Consider the following 19,238-nt stretch of genomic DNA (forward strand, 5'->3'; position numbering starts at 1 on the left):
GAACATTTGATCTCCAAAGGGCTCCGTCGTCTCGATTCAGGTGACCGCGCCACCGCAGAAGTGATCGTGCGATATCCGGTCAGATCACCACGAGCACACGGCGAACTCGGATGGTCGACACCGATGTCAACGATCGAGGACGTGCCCGGTCGTGATTGAGACGTGGACGAAGTGCATCACGCCGCTCCTGCTGACTACAGGCTACGCCTATAGGTGTATAGGCAGTTGGCCGCTTCCCCGAAGGTCGAAGCAACCGTAGGTTTGCGCAACAGCGGGCACCGGAGGTGCCCAAGGACCGGGGGGCCGCTGAGTTGGGGAACTACGAAACATTGATCGTTGGCCGAGGCAGCAGCGTCGACGGGGTCGCAGCATCGTGACCGTCGCGATCCTGCGCCGCATCGGGGGTGCACTGACGACCATCGTGATGGTGTCCATGCTGTCGTTTCTGCTGGTGTACATGATCCCGGGCGACGCTGCCGAGACCATTGCTGGTGAGCAGGCGACGCAGGAGCAGGTCGACAATGTTCGACGGGGACTTGGGCTCGACCGCCCGCTCGTCGAGCAATACGGCAGTTGGGTCAAGTCGGTCCTCACCGGTGACTTTGGTACGTCATTGACCACGGGCCGGCCGGTGATGCAATCGATCCGAGACGCCGCTCCGGCGACGATCTCCATCACCATCGCTGCGCTGACTCTCTCGGCGGTGTTCGGGGTGACCCTGGGCACGATGGCCGGCCTTCGGGCGGGACGGTGGATGGACCGAGCGGTGTCGCTGGCAGCAACGACTGGCGTCGCGGTGCCAAGTTACTTCGTCGGGCTCTTGCTCGTCGGAGCGTTCGCCCTCGAGCGATCGTGGTTTCCTGCGATTGGCTACGCGCCGTTGTCTGAGGGGCTCGGCGAGTGGCTGCGCCACATCACGCTTCCGTCGATCGCGCTCGGCTCGGCCACCGTTGCCGAGGTGGCTCGCCAGACGCGGGGCGGCGTCGTGGACGCGCTCGAACGACCGTACGTCCGGGCCGCACGGGCCCGGGGAGCGAAGGGAGCCCGGCTGGTGCGAAGTCACGTGCTTCGCAACGCCGCTATCCCTGTGGTCACCGTGTTTGGGCTGCAAGCAGCGCGACTCTTTGGCGGCGTTGTTGTGGTCGAGGCGGTCTTTGCAATTCCCGGACTTGGCTCGATGGCGATCGGCGCTGTCGGGCGGCAAGACCTGCCCGTCCTCCAGGCGTATGTGCTGGTGATCGCTCTCGCCGTCGTGATTGTCAACCTGCTGGTGGATCTCTCGTACTCGCTGATCAATCCAAAAGTTCGTGGAGCATGACCATGGCAGTCGATAACTCGTCCGTAGAGGGTGTGTCGGACGAAGCCGACACGATTCGTAGTCCCTTGCGTGAACTGCTCCGAGATGTCGTGGGCAGTCCAGCGGGGTTGGTGGTGTTGGCCTATCTCGCCTTGCTGTTGTTCGTCGCTGTCTTCGCGACACGGCTCATGCCGTTCGATCCCTACACCCAGACGCTCAGCAACCGGCTTCAGGGCATGAGCGCTGGGCACTGGCTTGGCACCGATGAGCTGGGTCGCGATGTGTTCAGTCGCATGATCTCGGCAACCCGGATCGCCCTCATCGCTCCCACGGTTGCGGTGGCCGTTGCGTTGGCCATCGGTCTACCAACGGGTCTCCTCGCTGGCTTCCGCAAGTCGCGCCTCACCGCGGTCTTCGACCGTATCGCCGACACCTTGCTCAGCCTTCCCCCGATCGTTGCGGCCATCGCGATCATCGCCGTGCTCGGCCCAGGGCTCGTCAAAGCGATGCTGGCGATCGGGCTGGTGTATTCGCCACGTATCTACCGGATCGTGCGTGGCGCAACCATGTCGGTGGCGCGCGAAACCTATGTCGAGTCGGCCAAGGCGATTGGGTGTTCGTCTACTCGCATCCTGTGGGGGCACTGCCTTCCCAACATTCTTGCGCCGCTTCTTGTGCAGATCTCGCTGATGCTGGGCTTTGCTCTCCTTGCGGAATCGAGCCTGAGCTTTCTCGGCCTTGGGGTCCAGCTACCCGAGGCATCGTGGGGCTCAATGCTGCGCTCTGCTTCTCAGCACCAGATACGCAAACCGTACGGCGTCGTGGCACCGGGGGTGGCGATCTCGGTCACCATCCTTGCCTTCAATGTGCTGGGCGATGTGGTTCGCGACGCACTCGCCAAGCGAGGCAACGTATGACCGCGCAGACGACGACGGCGGCCGCAACAGAGACGGCGTCCGTTCTGAGCGTTGAGGGTTTGCGGCTCGACCTGCTCGGGCGGCGGGGCCAGGAGCGCCTGGTCGACGATGTGACGTTCGATGTGTCGCCGGGCAAGGCCGTGGCCTTGATTGGTGAGTCGGGCTGCGGAAAGACCTTGACCGCACTGGCCGTACTTGGCCTGCTTCCGAGTGCGGTACGACCAGTAAGCGGCTCCATCCGGCTCGACGGCACCGAGCTTCTCGACGGGCGAACAACGGAGTACGAGTCTGCGCGCGGCCGAGTCGTCGGCGCCGTCTTTCAGGATCCGATGTCGAGCCTTGACCCGACGATGACGGTCGGTGCGCAGATCGTTGAGTCTCGGCGAGTGCATCTCGGGGAAAGTCGAGCAGTCGCGTCACGCCACGCCGTCGAACTCCTTGACCGAGTCGGTATCCCGAACCCGAAGGAAAGGAGCCGGTCCTTTCCCCATGAGTTCAGCGGCGGCATGCAGCAACGAGCCATGATCGCCGCAGCGATCGCGTGTGAGCCGAAGCTGTTGATTGCCGACGAGCCCACGACCGCTCTCGACGTCACGGTCCAGGCCGAGATTCTTGAACTGCTCCTCGGCCTGCAACGAGACCTCGGAATGGGCCTGCTCCTCGTGACGCACGATCTGGGCGTGGTCGCAGGCGTAGCCGATCGCGTTGTCGTCATGTACGCCGGAAATGTCGTCGAACGGGCCGACGTCGACTCGATATTCGAACGGCCTCAACATCCGTACACCGCTGCGCTCATCGGCTCGGTCCCGCGCGCGGAGCGATCACGCACACCACTCCAGACGATTCCGGGTCGGGTGCCGCCGGCAGGTTACTTTCCCACGGGCTGTCGATTCGCTCCACGATGCGAGTTCGTCGACCCCGATCGTTGCACCAGCGACCACGTGTCGCTCACCGAACGACCGGACGGCAGCGGCGTTCGATGCATTCGGCGCGATGAGATCCACCTGCCAGGAGTGCAGCGATGACTCTCGAGCAAGTTGACGCATCAGCCAACACAATTCTGAGAACAGTCGGGCTCCGCAAGGAGTTCGAACTCGGCCGCCGGTCCTTGAGCTCAAAAAGGCGCCGGCTTGTCGCCGTCAACGACGTATCGCTTTCGCTCGACGCCAATGAGACCCTCGGGATCGTCGGGGAATCAGGTTCGGGCAAGTCCACGCTCGGACGACTCATCGCCCGGCTCCTGCCGATCGACCAGGGCACCATCACCTTTGGCGGCATCGACATCACGTCGCTCGAGGGACGCGAGCTGCGACAGATTCGGCGCCACATTCAGATGATCTTCCAGGATCCCTATGGCGCTCTCGACCCCACGAAGCGTGCCAGCCACGCAATCGGCGAGCCGCTTCTGGTACACCAGCTGGCGCGGCGGTCAGCGATTGGTGCCCTCGCAGAAGATCTCGCCGAGAAGGTAGCGCTCGATCCCAAACTGGTGCACCGATATCCCGACCAGCTCTCTGGCGGACAGCGGCAACGAATACTGATCGCTCGAGCGCTGGCGCTCGAACCAAAGTTGATCGTTGCCGACGAGCCGACCTCGGCCCTCGATCTCAGCACCAGGTCCGAGATCCTCAATCTGTTGCTCGATCTCCAACAACGCGACGGTCTCGCGTTGATCTTGATCTCACACGACTTCACGACGGTGCGACACCTCTCGCACCACATCGCCGTGATGTATCTGGGTCGGATCATCGAGTACGGCCCGGCGGAGCTGATCGCGAATGAACCGAAACACCCCTACACGCAGGCGTTGCTCTCATCGGTACCGGTAGCGGATCCAAGAGTAGAGCGATCCCGTGCTCGCATCGAGTTGACGGGACCGATGCCGAGCCCGGCCGAGTTGCCCTCGGGATGCGCGTTTCGAACGAGATGTCCCCACGCAATGACGATCTGCAGCGAAGTCACACCAGTGCCGAGTCGAGTCGATGACGGCCGAACCGTCGCCTGTCACCTGGTGTCGTCGACATGAAACGCAGCAGCGGCGACACCAATTCCTATCCATGCATTTCAAACCAAGGAGAGAACATCATGAGATTCCGAGCCAGAGTTCCCCTCGCGATCGCCCTCGCTTTCGCACTCGTTTCGTGCGGAAGCGGTGGGAGTGGCGACGACACCGACGGTGCGCCCACCGACGCCGAGCCGCAGAGTACCGCTTCATCTGACGCGGACGACGCCGATGATGCATCCGCGACCGCGGTTGAGTCCAGCGCCGAGCAAAGCGGAACCTTCCGATGGGGCACGACGACGATGCCCGCCACCATGGACCCGACCAGGGTCGGCTCTGATTCTCATATTGCCTATATGTTGCCGGTCTACGACAACCTCGTTCGAGCCGACGCCGACGGAAACCTGATTCCAGGTCTGGCCACCGCGTGGACACTCGCCGACGACGCGCTGTCGCTCGATCTGTCCCTCCGCGAGGGCGTCGTCTTCCACGATGGTGAGCCATTCAACGCCGAGGCCGTCATCGCGAACTTTGAGCATGCGCTCAGCGATGACAGTCTGCTGGCGCCGGTGCTGAACATGATCGAATCGATGGAAGCGGTCGATGACTTGACGGTACGAATCGCCATGAATCGACCCGGCGGCGACCTCCCCGAGATCCTCCGTGGGTACGCCGGGATGATGGCCAGCCCCAACTCGATCCTCGACGGGACAATCGACCAGCATCCAGTTGGCGCCGGCCCGTTCGCGCTGACCTCGATCAACGACAACGAGGCCACCTATGAGCGCTTCGCGGAGTACTGGGACGCCGACAACATCCATCTCGCGGGCATGTCGGTGGGTATCTACACCGATGACGCGGCGCGGCTGAATGCGGTGCGTACCGACCAGTTGGACGCGACCTTCATCCGTCCCAATCAGTTGCTCGAGGCCGAGGCGGCCGGACTCAAGATCGTCACTGGACCCCGAGTGTTCATCTACGGCATGTATCTGAACTCCGCGTCCGACGTGTTCAGCCAACCCGAGGTCCGGCAAGCAATCTCTCTGGCCGTCGACCGATCATCGATCGCCGAGTTCTACTACGACGGTGGTTGTACGCCCACGGTGCAGCTCTACCCCGAGGAGTACTGGGCGTACTCGAATGACGTCGACGACGCTGCTTACATGACCTATGACCCCGACGCTGCCGCGGCCATCATCGACGAAGCGTTCCCCGACGGACTGTCCTTCACCATCTTGACAAACACGGTCAGCAACTATGTCGGCCTGTCCGAGGTGATGCAGGAGCAGTTCCGCCAGATCGGCATCGACGTCACGGTGGAAGCCATTCCAGTGAACGAGTCGAATACCAGAGTTCGCGAAGGCGACTACGAAATAGCCGTATCAGCGCTGTTCTCCGCCAACCCCGACCCGTCGTCGTTCGCACTCGAGTACTACCAGGTCGGTGACACCGGGACCTTCATCGATCCCACGGTGCCGGAGCTCGTGGAAAGGGCTCGTCTCACGGCCGACCCCGCCTTGCGAGCTGAAGCAATCGGTGAGATCACCGACGCGGTTCTGTCAGTTGGGTCATCGATGGTTGGTATCTGTATCCCCGACACAACGTTCGTCGCGCGAACCGATGTCGACGGACTCGTGGTTCCCATGAACGGGAACTATGACTTCCGATCCGTCACGGTAGGTGAGTAGGGTGAGTTTCCCAGCCCTCACGGGTATCAAGGTTGTCGATGTCACCACCACGATGCTCGGTCCTTACTGTTCGCTGAGACTGGCCGAGTTTGGTGCCGACGTGATCAAGGTCGAGGCCCCCGTCGGCGATGTGACGCGGCAGGGGACCGGCGGGAGTCACCAGTTCACGGGCACGTTTTTGACGGTCAACGCCGGGAAGCGCAGCGTCGTACTCGACCTCAAGACAGAGGCCGGCCTGCAGGCGATCTACCGACTGGCCAGTACCGCTGACGTCTTCCTTCACAACATGCCGCGGCCGACAGCGGATCGACTCGGTATCGGTCCCGACGCCATCCGCGAGAAGTGCCCCAGCATCGTCTACTGCGCCGCGTACGGATATGGCGAAGGAGGGCCGTACGCGGGCCGACCCGCCTATGACGACATCATGCAGGCTCTCTCGGGACTCGCGGCGTCACAGCACTCCGGTGACGGGGGGCGGCCCAGCTACATCTCGAGCCCAGTAGCCGACAAGACGGTCGGCCTCATGGCGGCCTTCGCCATTGCTGCTGCGCTCGTCGGCCGTGAGCGAAACGGCGTCGGAGTCGCAATCGAGGTGCCGATGTTCGAGGTCATGTGCTCGTACGCGCTGCAAGAACGCATCGGGGGAAGCGCCTTTGTGCCCGCCAAGAGCCCCATGCAGTCTCGCCTTGCTTCGAGGTTCCGGCGCCCCTACCGCACCAGCGACGGCTACATCAGCGTGCTCGTTCTGACCCAAGTGCAATGGGAGAGGTTCGCCGCGTTGATCGGCAAGCCCGAGCTCCTTGCTGATGAGCGATTCGAGAACGTCGATAGCCGAGTTCGACACAGCGACGAGTTCTTCCAGTATCTGGACACGGTGTTCGTCGAAGGTACTACCGACGAGTGGCTCGAACGGCTCGTCGGCGCACGCATTCCTGCCGGTCGAGTGAACACGCTCGATGACCTGCTCGACGATGAACACCTTCGGTCGGTCGACTTCTTCCAAGAGATCGAACATCCGAGCGTCGGTCCGACGATCCGCCCGCGTAGCGGCGTGCGCTTCGATGGCCTTGCGCACGATCTGTCACCGGCCCCGAGCCTCGGTGAACACACCATGGAGGTCCTCATGGGACTCGGCTACACCGCCGACGACGCGGCCGCTGTCGCTGCGGCGGAGTTGGAGCAATGAGCGAGATCGAACGGCTCTGGGCCGACGGCGTCGCCACGGTGCGCCTCAATCGGCCCGACATTCGCAACGCGCTGACAGCGCCGATGCAGGCAGAGCTGATTTCGACGTTCGATGAACTGCATCATGATCGCGAGACGCGCGTGGTGGTGATCGAAGGTGCTGGTTCGTCCTTCTGCGCCGGGGGCCATATCGGTGCGCTCTCCAAGGAAAAGGAACAAGGCCCTGGCACTGCGGACGATGAGCGGAACGCCCAGTTCGAGGGGCGACAGCGGCTGCGGCGCCTCCAACGAGTGATTCAGGCGATCCGGGGATGCGAGAAGCCGGTATTGGCCTCGATCGACGGGCCTGCGGTGGGCGGTGGATTCGACCTTGCTCTTGCGTGTGATGTGCGATTCGCTTCGAGTCGGGCGAAGTTCGGCGAGGTGTTCGCACGGATCGGTCTCTTTCCAGGCACCGGAGGCACGTTCTTGCTACCGCAGGTGGTGGGCGTTTCGCAGGCCTTGGACCTCATCTGGTCCGGTGAGGTTTTCGATGCTGAACGGGCGTATGCCCTCGGCATCGTGCGATCGGTGCATGCTGACCGGGCGGCCCTGGATCGGACGGTCGCCGAGTACAGCGCACGACTGACGCTCGGCCCTCCGCTTGCGATCTCACTCGCGAAAGCGGCGGTGTACCGGTGTATGAACCAGGACCTTGCCGCAGCATTCGACTTCGCCGCGACCGCCGAAACCATCACGTTGACATCGAGTGATCATCGTGAAGGCGTCACTGCATTCAGGGACAAGCGCCCTCCGATGTTTCGTGGCCGATGACCAGTGAGGTACCGATGACAAGTCGACCGCGCAGTGGTGTTCGATTCGACGGCGAGCGGTCCGATGTCGCGCCGGCACCTGGTCTTGGAGAACACAACCCGAACAGTGCTGCAGGCGGTCGGATGCCCCTCCGCAGGCATCGAAGCAATGTAAAGAGGACAGGTCACGAGGCCAGGGTGCTGAAATTCTTTCGCACCGGTCGATGCACTGACCTCAAATCAACTACCAAAGGACGGTCCTGATGACCTCGCAAGTATCACTGTACGATTTAGACGAAGCGATGCTTCCACAATTTCCAATGCAACGAACCTGCCCGGTCGACCCTCCGCCGGAATACGAGGGATTGCGGGAGGACAAACCCGTGGCGCCAGTCCGGCTCTGGGACGGACGTAGGGCATGGCTGATCTCTCGCTACGACGACGTGCGCTCGGTCTTGGCGGATCGCCGAGTCAGCAACAACATCCTGCATCCTGGGTTCCCGATTCTCTATGAGGCCCGCGCCGCCGTGTTCGCGCGGTATGAATCTGTGCCGTACTTCCATTTCATGGACTCTCCGGAACACACGCAGTATCGTCGAATGGCGACACGAGAGTTCGGCGTCGCGCGGGTCAATGAAATGGCGCCGTTCGTGCAAGAAGTCATCGATGATCTGATCGATACGATGCTGGCGTCCGCCGACCGGTCTGCTGATTTTGTGAGTTCCTTCGGCCTTGCGCTCCCAACGCGAGTGATCTGTAAGATCCTTGGTATCCCGGAGACCGATGCCGAGAAGATCGGAACTTTCCTGCACGGCTTGGGATCGTTCAACCAAGATCCGGATGAGGCGGTAGCGGCGACCGTCGGCCTCACAGAGTATGTCGACGAGATGATTACCTCGAAGGAGCAGGCTCCGGGAGAAGACCTCGTTACCCGCGTGATCGAGGACCACTTTCGTACCGGCGAGTTGACGCGCCATCAACTCGTTCAGCTGATTCGTTTCCTGCTGGTTGTCGGACACGAGACCACCGCGAGCATGCTCTCGCTTGGAATGCTCACACTACTCGAGGATGATTCGGCGCGGAGCGAGCTGCAGGGCGATCCGGGCCTGGTCGACTCCGCTGTCGAGGAGTTGCTGCGGTATCTCAGCATTGTGCATCTGACAACGTGTCGTGTTGCTTCCGAGGACTTCGAGGTTGCCGGGCAGACGATCAAGGCTGGTGATGGGATCGTGGCGTTGCTCTCGTCTGCGAACCGAGACGAAGCGAGATTCGAGGGTGCTGACGGTCTCAATTTGCATCGGGAAGGACGAAACCATGTGGCGTTTGGTTTTGGCGTCCACCAGTGTCTCGGCCAGCCGCTCGCTCGCCTTGAGCTGCGGCTCGCTTTTGCCGCTCTGCTGAGTCGAATGCCGTCGATGCAGTTGGCGACACCGGCCGACAGCTTGGACTACAAGGATTACATCAATGGTGTGCAGGCCCTGCCGATCAAATGGTAGTAGCAACTGTCGAACACATTTCGCCATATCGAGAACGAGAAAAGGATTCAGAGTGAACGAGAAGTTGAAGGTGTCCGTTGACCGGGAGATTTGTGTCGCCGGTGGTCAGTGCGTATCTGTCGCACCGCAGACGTTTGACCAGGACGATGATGGCATCGTGGTTCTTGTCGAACCCGAAGTATTCGGCGACGGTATTGCATTGGCGGAGGAAGCAGCGTTCTTGTGTCCGTCACGGTCGATCACCGTGGAACGTCGGGCTTGAGTCGACGATGTCTACGAGAATCCGAGAATTCGAGACGTTGCCGGTCGTTCCCGCGACCGAACACATCCGCACCCCGACGGTCGGACGATTCCAGACCACCACCACGCGAGGTGGCAGATCATGTTGATCGACGCTGCAGTGCTTCGAAGTCGCACCGAACCCTATGTCCTCGAAAAGGTCGAGATGGCGGAGCCGCGAGCGAACGAAATCTTGGTTCGCATCGCTGCTGTTGGCTACTGCCACACTGATGTCTTGCTGCGTGGTCCGGTGGCCACCGAGCTTCCGATCATCCCAGGCCACGAGGGCGCTGGGGTCGTCGAAGCGGTGGGTGACAGTGTTTCGTCCGTCGCGGTAGGCGACCATGTCGTACTGACGTTCGCGTCGTGCGGTGCGTGCGACCCGTGCGGGGACGGATTCCCGTCGTACTGCGCCGAGTTCCGTGAGCTCAATGTGGACGGGACAAGTGCGGACGGCGACCCCAGAGTCACTGGACACGATGGCCATGAGATTGGTTCTCGGTGGTTCGGCCAATCATCTTTTGCCACCCACGCTCTGGTCACGGAACAGAACGCAGTGGTGATCGACCGAGACCTTCCGCTCTCGCTGATGGCTCCCCTCGGCTGCGGCGTCCAGTCGGGCGCTGGAGCGGTGCTCGAGACGTTTGGGCTGAGGCCTGAACAATCTCTCGTCGTCTTCGGCGCTGGGTCCGTTGGGCTTTCTGCATTGATGGCCGCGAAGGTGGCTGGTGCAAGTTCGATCGTTGCGGTTGATCTTCACCAACACCGACTCGACCTTGCCTGCGAGCTCGGGGCGACGGCGACATTCTTGGCAACCGAGGAGGACCTGCGTCAGAAGATTGTGGACGCCACGACCGGCGGGGCTCACTTCGCATTCGACACAACCGGGGTGCCTGAGATGGTCAAGCTCGCGATCGCGTGTTTGCGCTGGCGCGGCATGCTCGGCATGGTCGGCAACCCCGTTGGCGAGCTGGTGCTCGAACCCAAGTCCCTGAACGGCAAGTTTCTGACACGCGTGATCGAGGGCGGGGTTCGGCCCCATGAGTTCATCCCCAGACTCGCTGCCCTGTATCGCGATGGGCGCTTCCCTGTCGATCGGCTCGTCACGACATTTCCGCTATCCCAGATCAACGAAGCGGAAAATGCGTCGCTCGAGGGTCGGGTCATCAAGCCGGTCCTGTTGCCGTGATCCGGCAGTTTCTGCAGTGAAGCGCCTTGCGGAGGGAGAAGCGAATAGCTTCGCACGGCAACCCCCGAGAAGCTTTGATTTCCAGCTTTGGGAGCAAGAGGCCGGGAGTTCGAATCCCCCACCCCGACCACGCTGAGCTGGCGAATTCCAGCTCAGCGATCGTCTCGACACGCCCGGCAAGCGGGTTTGCGGTGATGTCGCCGTGCCGTGGCGTGTGGTCAGAACATTCCGTGGCCGTTCACCGGGCTGACGGCATCGGCGACCGGTTGGAGAACGTCCCAGTGCTCGAGGGCGATGCCGTCTTCGTTCATCTTCCAGATGTCGACGCCGGCAACGCCCAGATCGTCGGGGTGGTCGGTGTAGAGGTTCAAGAAGTTGACGTGGGCCCAGACCCAGTCGCCCGAGGCGATGATCCGGTGGATGACGACACGGGCGTTCTCACGCTCCTGGGTGAGGGCGGCGAAGGTCGCTCCGAGGCCGGCGGCGCCGTCGGGAAGCAACGGGTTGTGTTGGATGTAGCCGTCGTGGACGAGTTTGTTCGCTGCCTCGATGGGCTGCTTCTGGTTTATGGCCTGCTCGTAGAAGGCGACGAGGTTGTCCTTGTTGCGAACCGCGCGTTCATCGGTGGGGTCGAGAATTTCGATCATGGTGTCTTCCTGTCTGAAATTGGGTGTGGTTGGGGTTGGGTCATGAGTACTGGAGGCGCAATGCGTCCAGTTCCTCGGGGGTGGATGACTGGATCAGCGCGTGGAGCGCTGCGGCGTCGTCGCCGATCGTGGCGGTGCTCGGGGCAGGCGTGCGTTCGGCGATGTCGATGACCTCGGCGGCTGCGGTGGCCGACGGCATACCGGCTCCTTGTCGTTCGTTGAAGACGTCGGCGAATCGGGCGAGTGCGTCTCCGTAGAGGTCGCGCTCGTCCGGAGTCAGCGAGCCGATCACGCGATCGAGAAGTGCTGCGGACCTCGCCGGGCCGCCGGTGAGCGTGCTGCCGGGTTGGACGATGGTGACGTCGATTCCGTGATGGTGCAGTTCGGCGCGGTAGTCGATCATGAGCGCTTCGGCAGCCGCCTTGGAGGCGGCCGACGCCGTGTTGAAAGCAACGGGGAACGCCGCCGAGATGGTGCTGATCAGCACGATCCTGCCGCCGGCCGAGCGAAGCTGGGGGAGGAATGCGTTGACAACGGTGAGCGGGGCGAAGGTGTTCACTTCGAACTCCCGGCGGATGGCGTCGAGGGGCACGACCTCGAGCGGGCCGGGCGTGAGGATGCCGGCGTTGTTGATCAGGAGGTCCACTCGGCCGCCCGTCTCCTCTTCGACGTGAGCCGCCCACGACCGCACGGCCGTCGTGTCGGTGATGTCGACGTGCGCAAGTTCCACCGCCGTGTCGGCGTTGGATTCGTCGCTGTCGAGCGTCGTGCCGAACACGCGGTATCCCTTCGCGGCGAGGCCTGCGGCGATGTCGACTCCGAGGCCGCTTCCGGCACCGGTGACGATCGCGGTTCGCCTCGTTGGCATGGCACGAGCCGGCGTTTCGGCTGCGTTGTCGATCGTGTTGCTCATGTGTCTCCTATTTAGTTGACATATCAAGTAGCTGAGGTCAACCTATCGGAGTTTGCTTGACTCATCAACCACTACACTGAGAAACGTGACGGATGTGAGATGGCTCGACGAAACCCAACAACAGGCGTGGCAAGCCCTCCTCGTGTTCGTGAACCGGGGGCTTCCCGAGATCGAGCGGACGTTCAAAGAGCACGATCTGTTGACGGTGCACTACGGGATCCTCGTCGCGCTGTCGTCAGCTCCCGACGACACGCTCCGGCTCTCGGAGCTTGCCGATGCCGCGAACCTCTCGCAAAGTCGTCTGACGCATCGGATGCGAACGTTGATCGACCGGGGCATCGTCGAGGTCGCGACCTCACCCGAGGACGGCCGTGGAAAGAACGCCACCCTCACGAAGAGGGGCCGTCGACTCCTGGAGACTGTGGCACCGCTCCACGCCGAAGACGTGCAACGCCTCGTCTTCGATCACCTCTCAGCGACGGACGCGAAACACCTGGCGACGGCCCTCTCCAAATTGGCCGCGTCCTTGTGCGACCACGACGCCTTCCGCCTATCGCGCCGCTGATCTCCGACTCCGAGTCAGTGCGGCCGGCTGGTGAGCTCTGGCAGCCTCTCGATGGTTTCGAAACGACCGTCGGGATGCCGCGCGAAGGAGACGGGGCTGGTGCCGTGGGTGGGGCCGGGCTCGACGAAGGGCCATCCGCCGAACGACGTCTTGCGGTAGTCGGCGTAGGCCTCGGCGATCTCTTCGTCGGAGTTCATAACGAACGGTCCGCTGGCCACCACCGGTTCCCCGATTGGTCGACCCTGCAGAACGAAGCACGACACCGCTTGGCCCTCGCAGGCGACGATCCGCGTGTCGCCATCAGGCCGCAACCTCGTCGCGGTCTGGTCGGGCACGGGGGTCTCGTCGATCTGGAGGGGGCCGCCGTCGAACGCGTAGAGCATGCGGTTGCTGGTGGCCTGGGCTCGGGGGAGTATGCAGGATGCGCCGGGCTGCAGTTCGATGTGCCAGATGGCGACGTCGTTGCCGGCGGCATGCGCCCATGAATCGGTTGGAGGCGACGGTGGTTGGTGCCCGTCGAAGTCGCCTGCGATGACGGTGACCACGCAACCGTTGCCGTCATCAACCAGGGGGATGTCGCGCTGCCAGAGCATCTGGTATCCGGGGTCGACGAACTTGGACCGGGCCGGCAGGTTGATCCAGATCTGGAACAAGTCGAGCGGATTCGGTGCTGCGTCGTCGAGGAGTGGGAACATCTCGGAGTGGTTGATTCCGCTCCCGGCGGTCATCCACTGGACGTCGCCGTGCCCGTAGCGGCCGGTGGCTCCAAGAGAATCAGCGTGGTCGCACCACCCGCGTCGGGCGAAGGTGACGGTCTCGAAACCGCGGTGAGGGTGCCGAGGAAAGCCTGGGACGTCCTGCCCGAAGTACATGTTCCAGCCGTCGGTCGACGTGAAGTCGTTGCCGGTCGTTCGCTGGGAGAGGTCGGCTCTCGGTCCGAGTTCGCCGTTGGCGGCGGGGTAGGCGTCCGGGTGGTGGGCGGCAATGATGAACGGGTCGAGCGCCTGCCAAGGCCGTTGCAATGGCTCGACGGCGATGATGGTCGACATCTCACGTGCTCCTTGCGGTGTGGTGTTGCTAGATCGGATAGGTCGTGGTCGCCCGGTGCAGCACCGCATCGACATCACGCAGCAGCACCGCGTCGACCGGTCCGACGATTGGCACGAGATGCAGCGGGCTGAGATCGGAGGCGCCGGTGAGGTTCAAAGAACCGGCGCCGCTCCATATCTCGGCGGTGCGGAACTCCATCCGGGACGGGACGAGTTCGCGGACCGCTGGCGGGCGGCCCGGAACCGCTCCGCCGAAGACTCGCAAGCCGAGCATCGGCGGGGACGGTGGCAGAGGCTGTTCCGGCGACACTGTGGCGACCAGTTCTGCGGGCTGGAAGATGCCCTGGGCGAGCAGCACCTGAGTGGGCCGGCGCAGCTCGGCCGAGATCAGACCGTCCGGTGACGGTGCGTGGATGTCGAAGTCGATGGCCGCGGTGAGCTTGGGTAGCCCTTCTCGCTCGCGTCCGGCGAGCATTGCCCGCTCGTTCGGCACGAAGATGTGCGGCACGTACGAGAACGGCTGTCCTTCGAACCGGACCTCGACGGACTGCACGACCTCCCGAAAGGCCCCAGCGGTGCTGAATCGATACGAAGCGAACACGAAGTTGGCGGTCGGCTCGTCGTCGATCTCGAGTTCGGCGGGCAGGATCTGTGCGACCGTCTCGGCGTCGGTGGTGTACGTGAAACGCAGCAGATCGAGGCCCCGGAACGAGGCCGAGTCGAATCCGAGCGGATCTGCGTGGGCTGGCATCGCGTCGCCGAGTTGATCAGTGGTGAGATTTCCTCGTCGTGACATCGTCGTCAGTGCTCCTCGTCTGGTTTGGGCTGCGGTCGTGTTGCTTGATGTGTCAAGTTATCTCCCGAAGGTTGACGCGACAACAAAAACCAGGATTCATGCGTGCCAGTGCACGGGCGCCCCCGGTCGGAGCCTGGACCGGAGGTGCTGCCCGTGGGAGAGTGGGCCACCGCCAACCAGGACGAACATCGACAGAACCGAGCTTCCCGATGTCCGAAACGGAGACCGCTCGCTCGTCGGAAAGCTACTGGGCCGACTTCCTGTCGGAGACCGGGCGCGCCGAGGACACGCCGCTGTACGACGTGTTCCACTTCGACGACAACGAGCGCGACGCCGACGAACTGGCCGCACTCGTGCTGCGCGGGACGAAGCGGGCGACCGCCTCGTTGCAGTGCGAATACGGCGACGACAGCAAGCGGGCTCCGATGCCCGGGGATCTCAGCGTGGTCACGACCTGGGCCGGGGCACCGGTGTGCATCATCGAGACCACGGCAGTCGATGTCACCGGATTCGACGATGTCGACGAAGACTTCGCCGCGGCCGAAGGGGAGGGAGACGGTTCGCTACGACACTGGCGGGAGGTGCACGAGGCGTACTTCGGGCGCGTGTGCGAGCGCCTCGGACGCGAACCGTCCGACGGTATGCCGGTCGTCTGTGAGCGGTTCCGAGTCGTGTATCCCGAGCGCTGAGCCTCATCGATGCTCACACATCGCCGGGATGTACGGTGCGGGGCGCACCGGCTGTGACAACATCGGGCCGGTGAGAACAGCTGGGGCCACGCAATGCTGAAGTCGCTCGGCGCGACCCTGCTCCAAGTGACGCAGCGGCTGCGCCCCGAAGACGGCCCGTCCGGGTCGGGTCACTACGACCGCGCCGAGTTCGCGGCCCGCCGGACCGAGCGTCGTCGTCGACGCAAGACGTTCATCGTCCTGACCGTCGTCTTCGTCGTGATGGTCGGCGTCTTCAGCGGCCTGTTCCACGAACTGATGGACCGCGAGGGCCGTTCGTTCTCGTGGCCGACCAGCATCTACTGGACGCTGACCACGATGACGACGCTCGGTTTCGGCGACATCACGTTCGAATCCGACGCCGGGCGCATCTTCTCGGTCGTCGTGCTGCTGTCCGGGTCGACGTTCCTGCTGGTGATGTTGCCATTCGTGTTCATCCAGTTCGTGTTCATCCCGTGGATGAACGAACGCGATCGACGCCGGGCGCCGCGCAAGCTGCCGTCGTCGACGACCGGGCACGTCATCGTCACCGCCACAGGACCGGTCGAGGAGGCACTGATCGACCGGGCCGACCAGGCCGAAGTTCCCTACGTCGTGATCGTCGAAGACGTCGATGCAGCCGGACGGTTCCACGACGAGGGACGCACGGTGATGGTCGGCGCGCTCGACGACCCGAACACGTACATCAACGCACGCGTCGACCAGGCCGCGGTCGTGGTCGCGACGCAGAACGATCAGACGAACACCAACATCGCCTTCACCGTCCGCGAGATCGCGCCGAACGTCGACATCGTGGCCAGCGCCAACTCGCCGGCCTCGGTCGACATCTTGGAGATCGCAGGCGCCGACAGCGTCGTACAACTCGGCGAGATCCTCGGCGAGGCGATGGCAGCCCGCACGCTCGGCGTCGGCGGACGCAGCCACCGGATCGGGGCATTCGCCGGTCTGCAGATCGCCGAGGCCGGCGCGGCCGGCACCGACCTCATCGATCACACGCTGGCCGAGTCACGGCTCCGGGCACGTTTCGGGGTCGGCATCATCGGAGTGTGGGACCGCGGCAAGTTCGAGGTGGCGACGGCCGACACGCGTCTGCGCGACTCGTCGATGCTGCTGCTCGCCGGCACCGACGACCAGCTCGCCGCGTACGACCGGGAGTTCGTCACCGCCTCGCCCAAGGCGACCAAGGCAGTGATCATCGGGGGCGGTCGAGTCGGGCGAGCGGTCGGGCGCGCCATCGGCGACGAGGGCATCGAGTTCTCGATCGTCGACAAGTTGGCCGAACGACAGCGCGACGGGGTGCGCTACGTCATCGGCGACGCCGCCGACCGCGAGATCCTCGAAGAGGCCGGTATCGACGACGCCGCCGCCGTCTTGATCACCACCCACGACGACAACGTCAACGTGTACCTGACGCGTTACTGCCGCGGGCTGCGACCCGACGTGCGGATCGTGTCTCGTGCACGGCTGGACCGCAACGTCTCGACGCTCTACCGGGCCGGTGCCGACGCCGTGCTGTCGTATGCCGGAACCGGATCGGCTGCGATCTGGAACCACTTCCGCGGTGACGAGACGCTGCTCGTCGCCCACGGACTCAACATCTTCCGGGCGCCCGTCCCGCGCGAGCTCGTCGGGCGAACGCTCGCCGAGGCGCACGTGTACCGCCGCACCCAGTGCAACGTCGTCGCGGTCGAGACCGACGGCGTGATCAGCGGCAACCCCGACGCTCACGCTCCGCTCCCGGCGAGCGGCGAACTGATCCTCGTCGGCACCGACGAAGCCGAAGCCAAGTTCTCCGACGTGTACGCCCATGCCCGTCGGCGTCGCCGCCAAGCCGAGTGAGCGGCTGAGGACCCGACGGACGGGTTCAGTGAAGTCCCGTGCCGGTGCCGGTGCGCAGGCCGCCGTCGCGAGCGGCGAGCGCCGCGCCGACGATGCCGGCATTGTTGCGGAAGTGCGCGACGTGGATCGACGCATCGACATCGAGTTTGTCGCCGAACTTGTGCAGCTTCTTGCTCGCACCGCCACCGAGGATGAAGTGGGCCGGGGTGAACACCCGCGCCACTCGTTGCAGGAAGTAGTTGAACCGCTCACCCCACTCGTCCCAACCGAGACCGTCGGCCTTCCGCGCCCGGTCGCCCGCATAGAACTCGATCGGTTCGCCGTCGTGGCCCGGCATCCGACCCAGTTCGATGTTCGGGATCAGCATGCCGTCGAAGAAGACGCCGGAGCCGAGACCCGTGCCGATCGTGATCATGATCGTCGTCCCCGACAGCCCGCGCCCTGCGCCGAGCGTCATCTCGGCGATCCCGGCGACATCGGCGTCGTTGTGCACCACGAACTCGAGACCGGTCGCCTCGCCGAAGAGCTCATCGACCTGCGTGCCGCGCCAGGCGGTGTCGATGTTGCCGGCGGTGAGCGACTTCCCCTCGACGACGACCGTCGGGAAACTGCAGCCGACCGGGCCGCTGTAGTCGAGATGGGAGACGATCTGCTGCACGACACCCGCGATGTTCGCCGGTGTCGGCGGCGTCGGTGTCTCGATGCGGATCCGCTCGCTCAGCAATTCGCCGGACTGGGTGTCGACGATCGCGCCCTTCACACCCGATCCGCCCACGTCGATTCCGAGGATGCTCACGCCAAAACTCGCTGCTCACACTGGTGCATCGCCGGAACGTAGCAGGCGCCCGAGCGGCAGGCACTCGGTGCGCGCCGACCTTCAAGGTGACGGGCCGAGCGGTCGATGATGAACCATGCCTGGACGTCGGACGGTCATCGAGCGCTTCTGCGCGTGCGCCGTCGCGCTCGTCGCCGTTCTGACCGCGTCGATCCAAGACGTAGCGGATGCGGTCGACGACACGCCACCGGCGGCCGAATCGAGCGCCTTGCCAACCACCGACCCTCTGCGCGACCTCGCCGGGCTCGACGGGACGGCGGCCGGCGCGCTCGCCACCGCCACACGCGTCGATCCTCCGAAACAGCGTGTGCTGATGGTCGGCGACTCGACCCTCGCCGCCGTGCGCAATGCCACCGCGTCGCAGGCGCTCCTCGTCGGATTCGACCCCGTCCTCGACGCGCAGGGATGCCGCCGGCTCGTGTGGCCGTCGTGCTGGAGCGACAGCGACCTGCGCACACCGAACACCGTCGAAGAGGCGATCCTCGGCACGCCCGGCCCGCTCGACGTGGTCGTCGTGATGTCGGGCCACAACGACTGGCACGACCCGTTCGGGTCGTTCGTCGACACGATCATGAACGCTGCCCGATCGAAGGGCGCGACGCGTGTTGTCTGGCTGACGCTCAGCGTCGGTCAGCAGCCGGGGTCGGGCGCGACGGCGATCGGTGTGTACGAGGAGAACACCCGTCTGCTGTGGGCGTCGGCTCCTCGCCACCCCGACCTCGTCGTCGCGGACTGGCGGACGTACAACCAGCGTTCGGCGGGCTGGATGAGCCCCGACGGGGTGCACCTCGAGACGAGGGGAGCGTTCGGCCTCGCCGACTACATCTCGCGGTGGATCGCTCACCTCGACGGCCGAGCGTGCACCGCACCGCTCGACCCGGGTGGCCCGGTGGCGACGCCGTGCCCGAACCCGAACACGATGACCCGCGTTCCCAACATCACCGGCCTCTACGGAATCTGAGACCGCGGAATCTGAGACCGCGAAATCTGAGCTCGCGACGCCGCTGCGCAGGCCGGCGACT

General features: G+C 64.0%; 19 protein-coding genes. 14 read left to right on the forward strand and 5 right to left on the reverse strand.

The window, feature by feature from the left end; genetic code table 11:
• The first annotated feature begins 373 nt into the window (after positions 1–373).
• From YM304_RS08815 to YM304_RS08855, 10 genes are all read left to right on the forward strand, one after another.
• A complete protein-coding gene (locus YM304_RS08815; protein WP_015441317.1) occupies positions 374–1,318 on the forward strand; it encodes an ABC transporter permease in 945 nt (314 codons plus the stop codon).
• On the forward strand, positions 1,315–2,214 hold the full coding sequence (locus YM304_RS08820; RefSeq protein ID WP_154723377.1) for an ABC transporter permease: 900 nt from the start codon (positions 1,315–1,317) through the stop codon (positions 2,212–2,214). Before YM304_RS08815 ends, YM304_RS08820 begins: the two co-directional genes overlap by 4 nt.
• Complete coding sequence (locus tag YM304_RS08825; protein ID WP_015441319.1) at positions 2,211–3,239, forward strand: ABC transporter ATP-binding protein; 1,029 nt, start codon at positions 2,211–2,213, stop codon at positions 3,237–3,239. The genes YM304_RS08820 and YM304_RS08825 overlap by 4 nt, the downstream gene beginning before the upstream one ends.
• On the forward strand, positions 3,236–4,240 hold the full coding sequence (locus YM304_RS08830; RefSeq protein ID WP_015441320.1) for an ABC transporter ATP-binding protein: 1,005 nt from the start codon (positions 3,236–3,238) through the stop codon (positions 4,238–4,240). The genes YM304_RS08825 and YM304_RS08830 overlap by 4 nt, the downstream gene beginning before the upstream one ends.
• A complete protein-coding gene (locus YM304_RS08835) occupies positions 4,237–5,904 on the forward strand; it encodes an ABC transporter substrate-binding protein (RefSeq protein WP_083908275.1) in 1,668 nt (555 codons plus the stop codon). Before YM304_RS08830 ends, YM304_RS08835 begins: the two co-directional genes overlap by 4 nt.
• Position 5,905: 1 nt before the next feature.
• A complete protein-coding gene (locus YM304_RS08840) occupies positions 5,906–7,090 on the forward strand; it encodes a CaiB/BaiF CoA transferase family protein (RefSeq protein WP_015441322.1) in 1,185 nt (394 codons plus the stop codon).
• Positions 7,087–7,902 carry an enoyl-CoA hydratase/isomerase family protein gene (locus tag YM304_RS08845; RefSeq protein WP_015441323.1) on the forward strand — a complete coding sequence of 272 codons (816 nt, stop codon included), beginning with the start codon at positions 7,087–7,089 and terminating at the stop codon, positions 7,900–7,902. Before YM304_RS08840 ends, YM304_RS08845 begins: the two co-directional genes overlap by 4 nt.
• Positions 7,903–8,143: 241 nt before the next feature.
• On the forward strand, positions 8,144–9,376 hold the full coding sequence (locus YM304_RS08850; RefSeq protein ID WP_015441324.1) for a cytochrome P450: 1,233 nt from the start codon (positions 8,144–8,146) through the stop codon (positions 9,374–9,376).
• A gap of 52 nt (positions 9,377–9,428) precedes the next feature.
• On the forward strand, positions 9,429–9,638 hold the full coding sequence (locus tag YM304_RS23900) for a ferredoxin (protein ID WP_015441325.1): 210 nt from the start codon (positions 9,429–9,431) through the stop codon (positions 9,636–9,638).
• Between the two features lie 120 nt (positions 9,639–9,758).
• Positions 9,759–10,844 carry an NAD(P)-dependent alcohol dehydrogenase gene (locus YM304_RS08855; protein WP_015441326.1) on the forward strand — a complete coding sequence of 362 codons (1,086 nt, stop codon included), beginning with the start codon at positions 9,759–9,761 and terminating at the stop codon, positions 10,842–10,844.
• Between the two features lie 218 nt (positions 10,845–11,062).
• Here YM304_RS08855 and YM304_RS08860 read toward each other — a convergent pair whose 3' ends face one another.
• Entirely contained in the window at positions 11,063–11,491 is a 429-nt protein-coding gene (locus YM304_RS08860; protein WP_015441327.1) for a nuclear transport factor 2 family protein, read from the reverse strand.
• A gap of 40 nt (positions 11,492–11,531) precedes the next feature.
• Complete coding sequence (locus YM304_RS08865) at positions 11,532–12,404, reverse strand: SDR family NAD(P)-dependent oxidoreductase (protein WP_197536949.1); 873 nt, start codon at positions 12,402–12,404, stop codon at positions 11,532–11,534.
• 85 nt (positions 12,405–12,489) lie between these two features.
• On the opposite strand from YM304_RS08865, the gene YM304_RS08870 reads away from it, so the two are divergent.
• On the forward strand, positions 12,490–12,969 hold the full coding sequence (locus YM304_RS08870; RefSeq protein WP_015441329.1) for a MarR family winged helix-turn-helix transcriptional regulator: 480 nt from the start codon (positions 12,490–12,492) through the stop codon (positions 12,967–12,969).
• A gap of 14 nt (positions 12,970–12,983) precedes the next feature.
• On the opposite strand, the gene YM304_RS08875 is transcribed toward YM304_RS08870, so the two are convergent.
• Both YM304_RS08875 and YM304_RS08880 read right to left on the reverse strand, forming a co-directional pair.
• Positions 12,984–14,018 carry a pirin family protein gene (locus YM304_RS08875; RefSeq protein WP_015441330.1) on the reverse strand — a complete coding sequence of 345 codons (1,035 nt, stop codon included), beginning with the start codon at positions 14,016–14,018 and terminating at the stop codon, positions 12,984–12,986.
• A gap of 28 nt (positions 14,019–14,046) precedes the next feature.
• Positions 14,047–14,769 (reverse strand): acetoacetate decarboxylase family protein, encoded by a 723-nt coding sequence (locus tag YM304_RS08880; RefSeq protein WP_162142053.1) that lies wholly within the window; start codon positions 14,767–14,769, stop codon positions 14,047–14,049.
• A 254-nt stretch (positions 14,770–15,023) separates the two neighbouring features.
• Between YM304_RS08880 and YM304_RS08885 the strand changes: the two genes are divergently transcribed.
• Together YM304_RS08885 and YM304_RS08890 are read left to right on the forward strand one after the other, a co-directional pair.
• A complete protein-coding gene (locus YM304_RS08885; protein WP_015441332.1) occupies positions 15,024–15,503 on the forward strand; it encodes an ASCH domain-containing protein in 480 nt (159 codons plus the stop codon).
• A 93-nt stretch (positions 15,504–15,596) separates the two neighbouring features.
• Positions 15,597–17,381 carry a potassium channel family protein gene (locus tag YM304_RS08890; protein ID WP_015441333.1) on the forward strand — a complete coding sequence of 595 codons (1,785 nt, stop codon included), beginning with the start codon at positions 15,597–15,599 and terminating at the stop codon, positions 17,379–17,381.
• A gap of 25 nt (positions 17,382–17,406) precedes the next feature.
• Here YM304_RS08890 and ppgK read toward each other — a convergent pair whose 3' ends face one another.
• On the reverse strand, positions 17,407–18,177 hold the full coding sequence (gene ppgK / locus YM304_RS08895) for a polyphosphate--glucose phosphotransferase (protein ID WP_015441334.1): 771 nt from the start codon (positions 18,175–18,177) through the stop codon (positions 17,407–17,409).
• Between the two features lie 115 nt (positions 18,178–18,292).
• On the opposite strand from ppgK, the gene YM304_RS08900 reads away from it, so the two are divergent.
• Entirely contained in the window at positions 18,293–19,177 is an 885-nt protein-coding gene (locus tag YM304_RS08900) for an SGNH/GDSL hydrolase family protein (RefSeq protein ID WP_015441335.1), read from the forward strand.
• Positions 19,178–19,238 lie beyond the last annotated feature (61 nt).

The organism is Ilumatobacter coccineus YM16-304 (assembly GCF_000348785.1).
GTDB lineage: Bacteria > Actinomycetota > Acidimicrobiia > Acidimicrobiales > Ilumatobacteraceae > Ilumatobacter_A > Ilumatobacter_A coccineus.

Coding starts and splice junctions, on each gene's coding strand:
- YM304_RS08885 (WP_015441332.1), top strand. CDS start 15,024: ATGTCCGAAACGGAGACCGCTCGCTCGTCGGAAAGCTACTGGGCCGAC.
- YM304_RS08850 (WP_015441324.1), top strand. CDS start 8,144: ATGACCTCGCAAGTATCACTGTACGATTTAGACGAAGCGATGCTTCCA.
- YM304_RS08845 (WP_015441323.1), top strand. CDS start 7,087: ATGAGCGAGATCGAACGGCTCTGGGCCGACGGCGTCGCCACGGTGCGC.
- YM304_RS08865 (WP_197536949.1), bottom strand. CDS start 12,404: ATGAGCAACACGATCGACAACGCAGCCGAAACGCCGGCTCGTGCCATG.
- YM304_RS08880 (WP_162142053.1), bottom strand. CDS start 14,769: ATGCCAGCCCACGCAGATCCGCTCGGATTCGACTCGGCCTCGTTCCGG.
- YM304_RS08900 (WP_015441335.1), top strand. CDS start 18,293: ATGCCTGGACGTCGGACGGTCATCGAGCGCTTCTGCGCGTGCGCCGTC.
- YM304_RS08875 (WP_015441330.1), bottom strand. CDS start 14,018: ATGTCGACCATCATCGCCGTCGAGCCATTGCAACGGCCTTGGCAGGCG.
- YM304_RS08890 (WP_015441333.1), top strand. CDS start 15,597: ATGCTGAAGTCGCTCGGCGCGACCCTGCTCCAAGTGACGCAGCGGCTG.
- YM304_RS08855 (WP_015441326.1), top strand. CDS start 9,759: ATGTTGATCGACGCTGCAGTGCTTCGAAGTCGCACCGAACCCTATGTC.
- YM304_RS08830 (WP_015441320.1), top strand. CDS start 3,236: ATGACTCTCGAGCAAGTTGACGCATCAGCCAACACAATTCTGAGAACA.
- YM304_RS08820 (WP_154723377.1), top strand. CDS start 1,315: ATGACCATGGCAGTCGATAACTCGTCCGTAGAGGGTGTGTCGGACGAA.
- YM304_RS08860 (WP_015441327.1), bottom strand. CDS start 11,491: ATGATCGAAATTCTCGACCCCACCGATGAACGCGCGGTTCGCAACAAG.
- YM304_RS08825 (WP_015441319.1), top strand. CDS start 2,211: ATGACCGCGCAGACGACGACGGCGGCCGCAACAGAGACGGCGTCCGTT.
- YM304_RS08835 (WP_083908275.1), top strand. CDS start 4,237: ATGAAACGCAGCAGCGGCGACACCAATTCCTATCCATGCATTTCAAAC.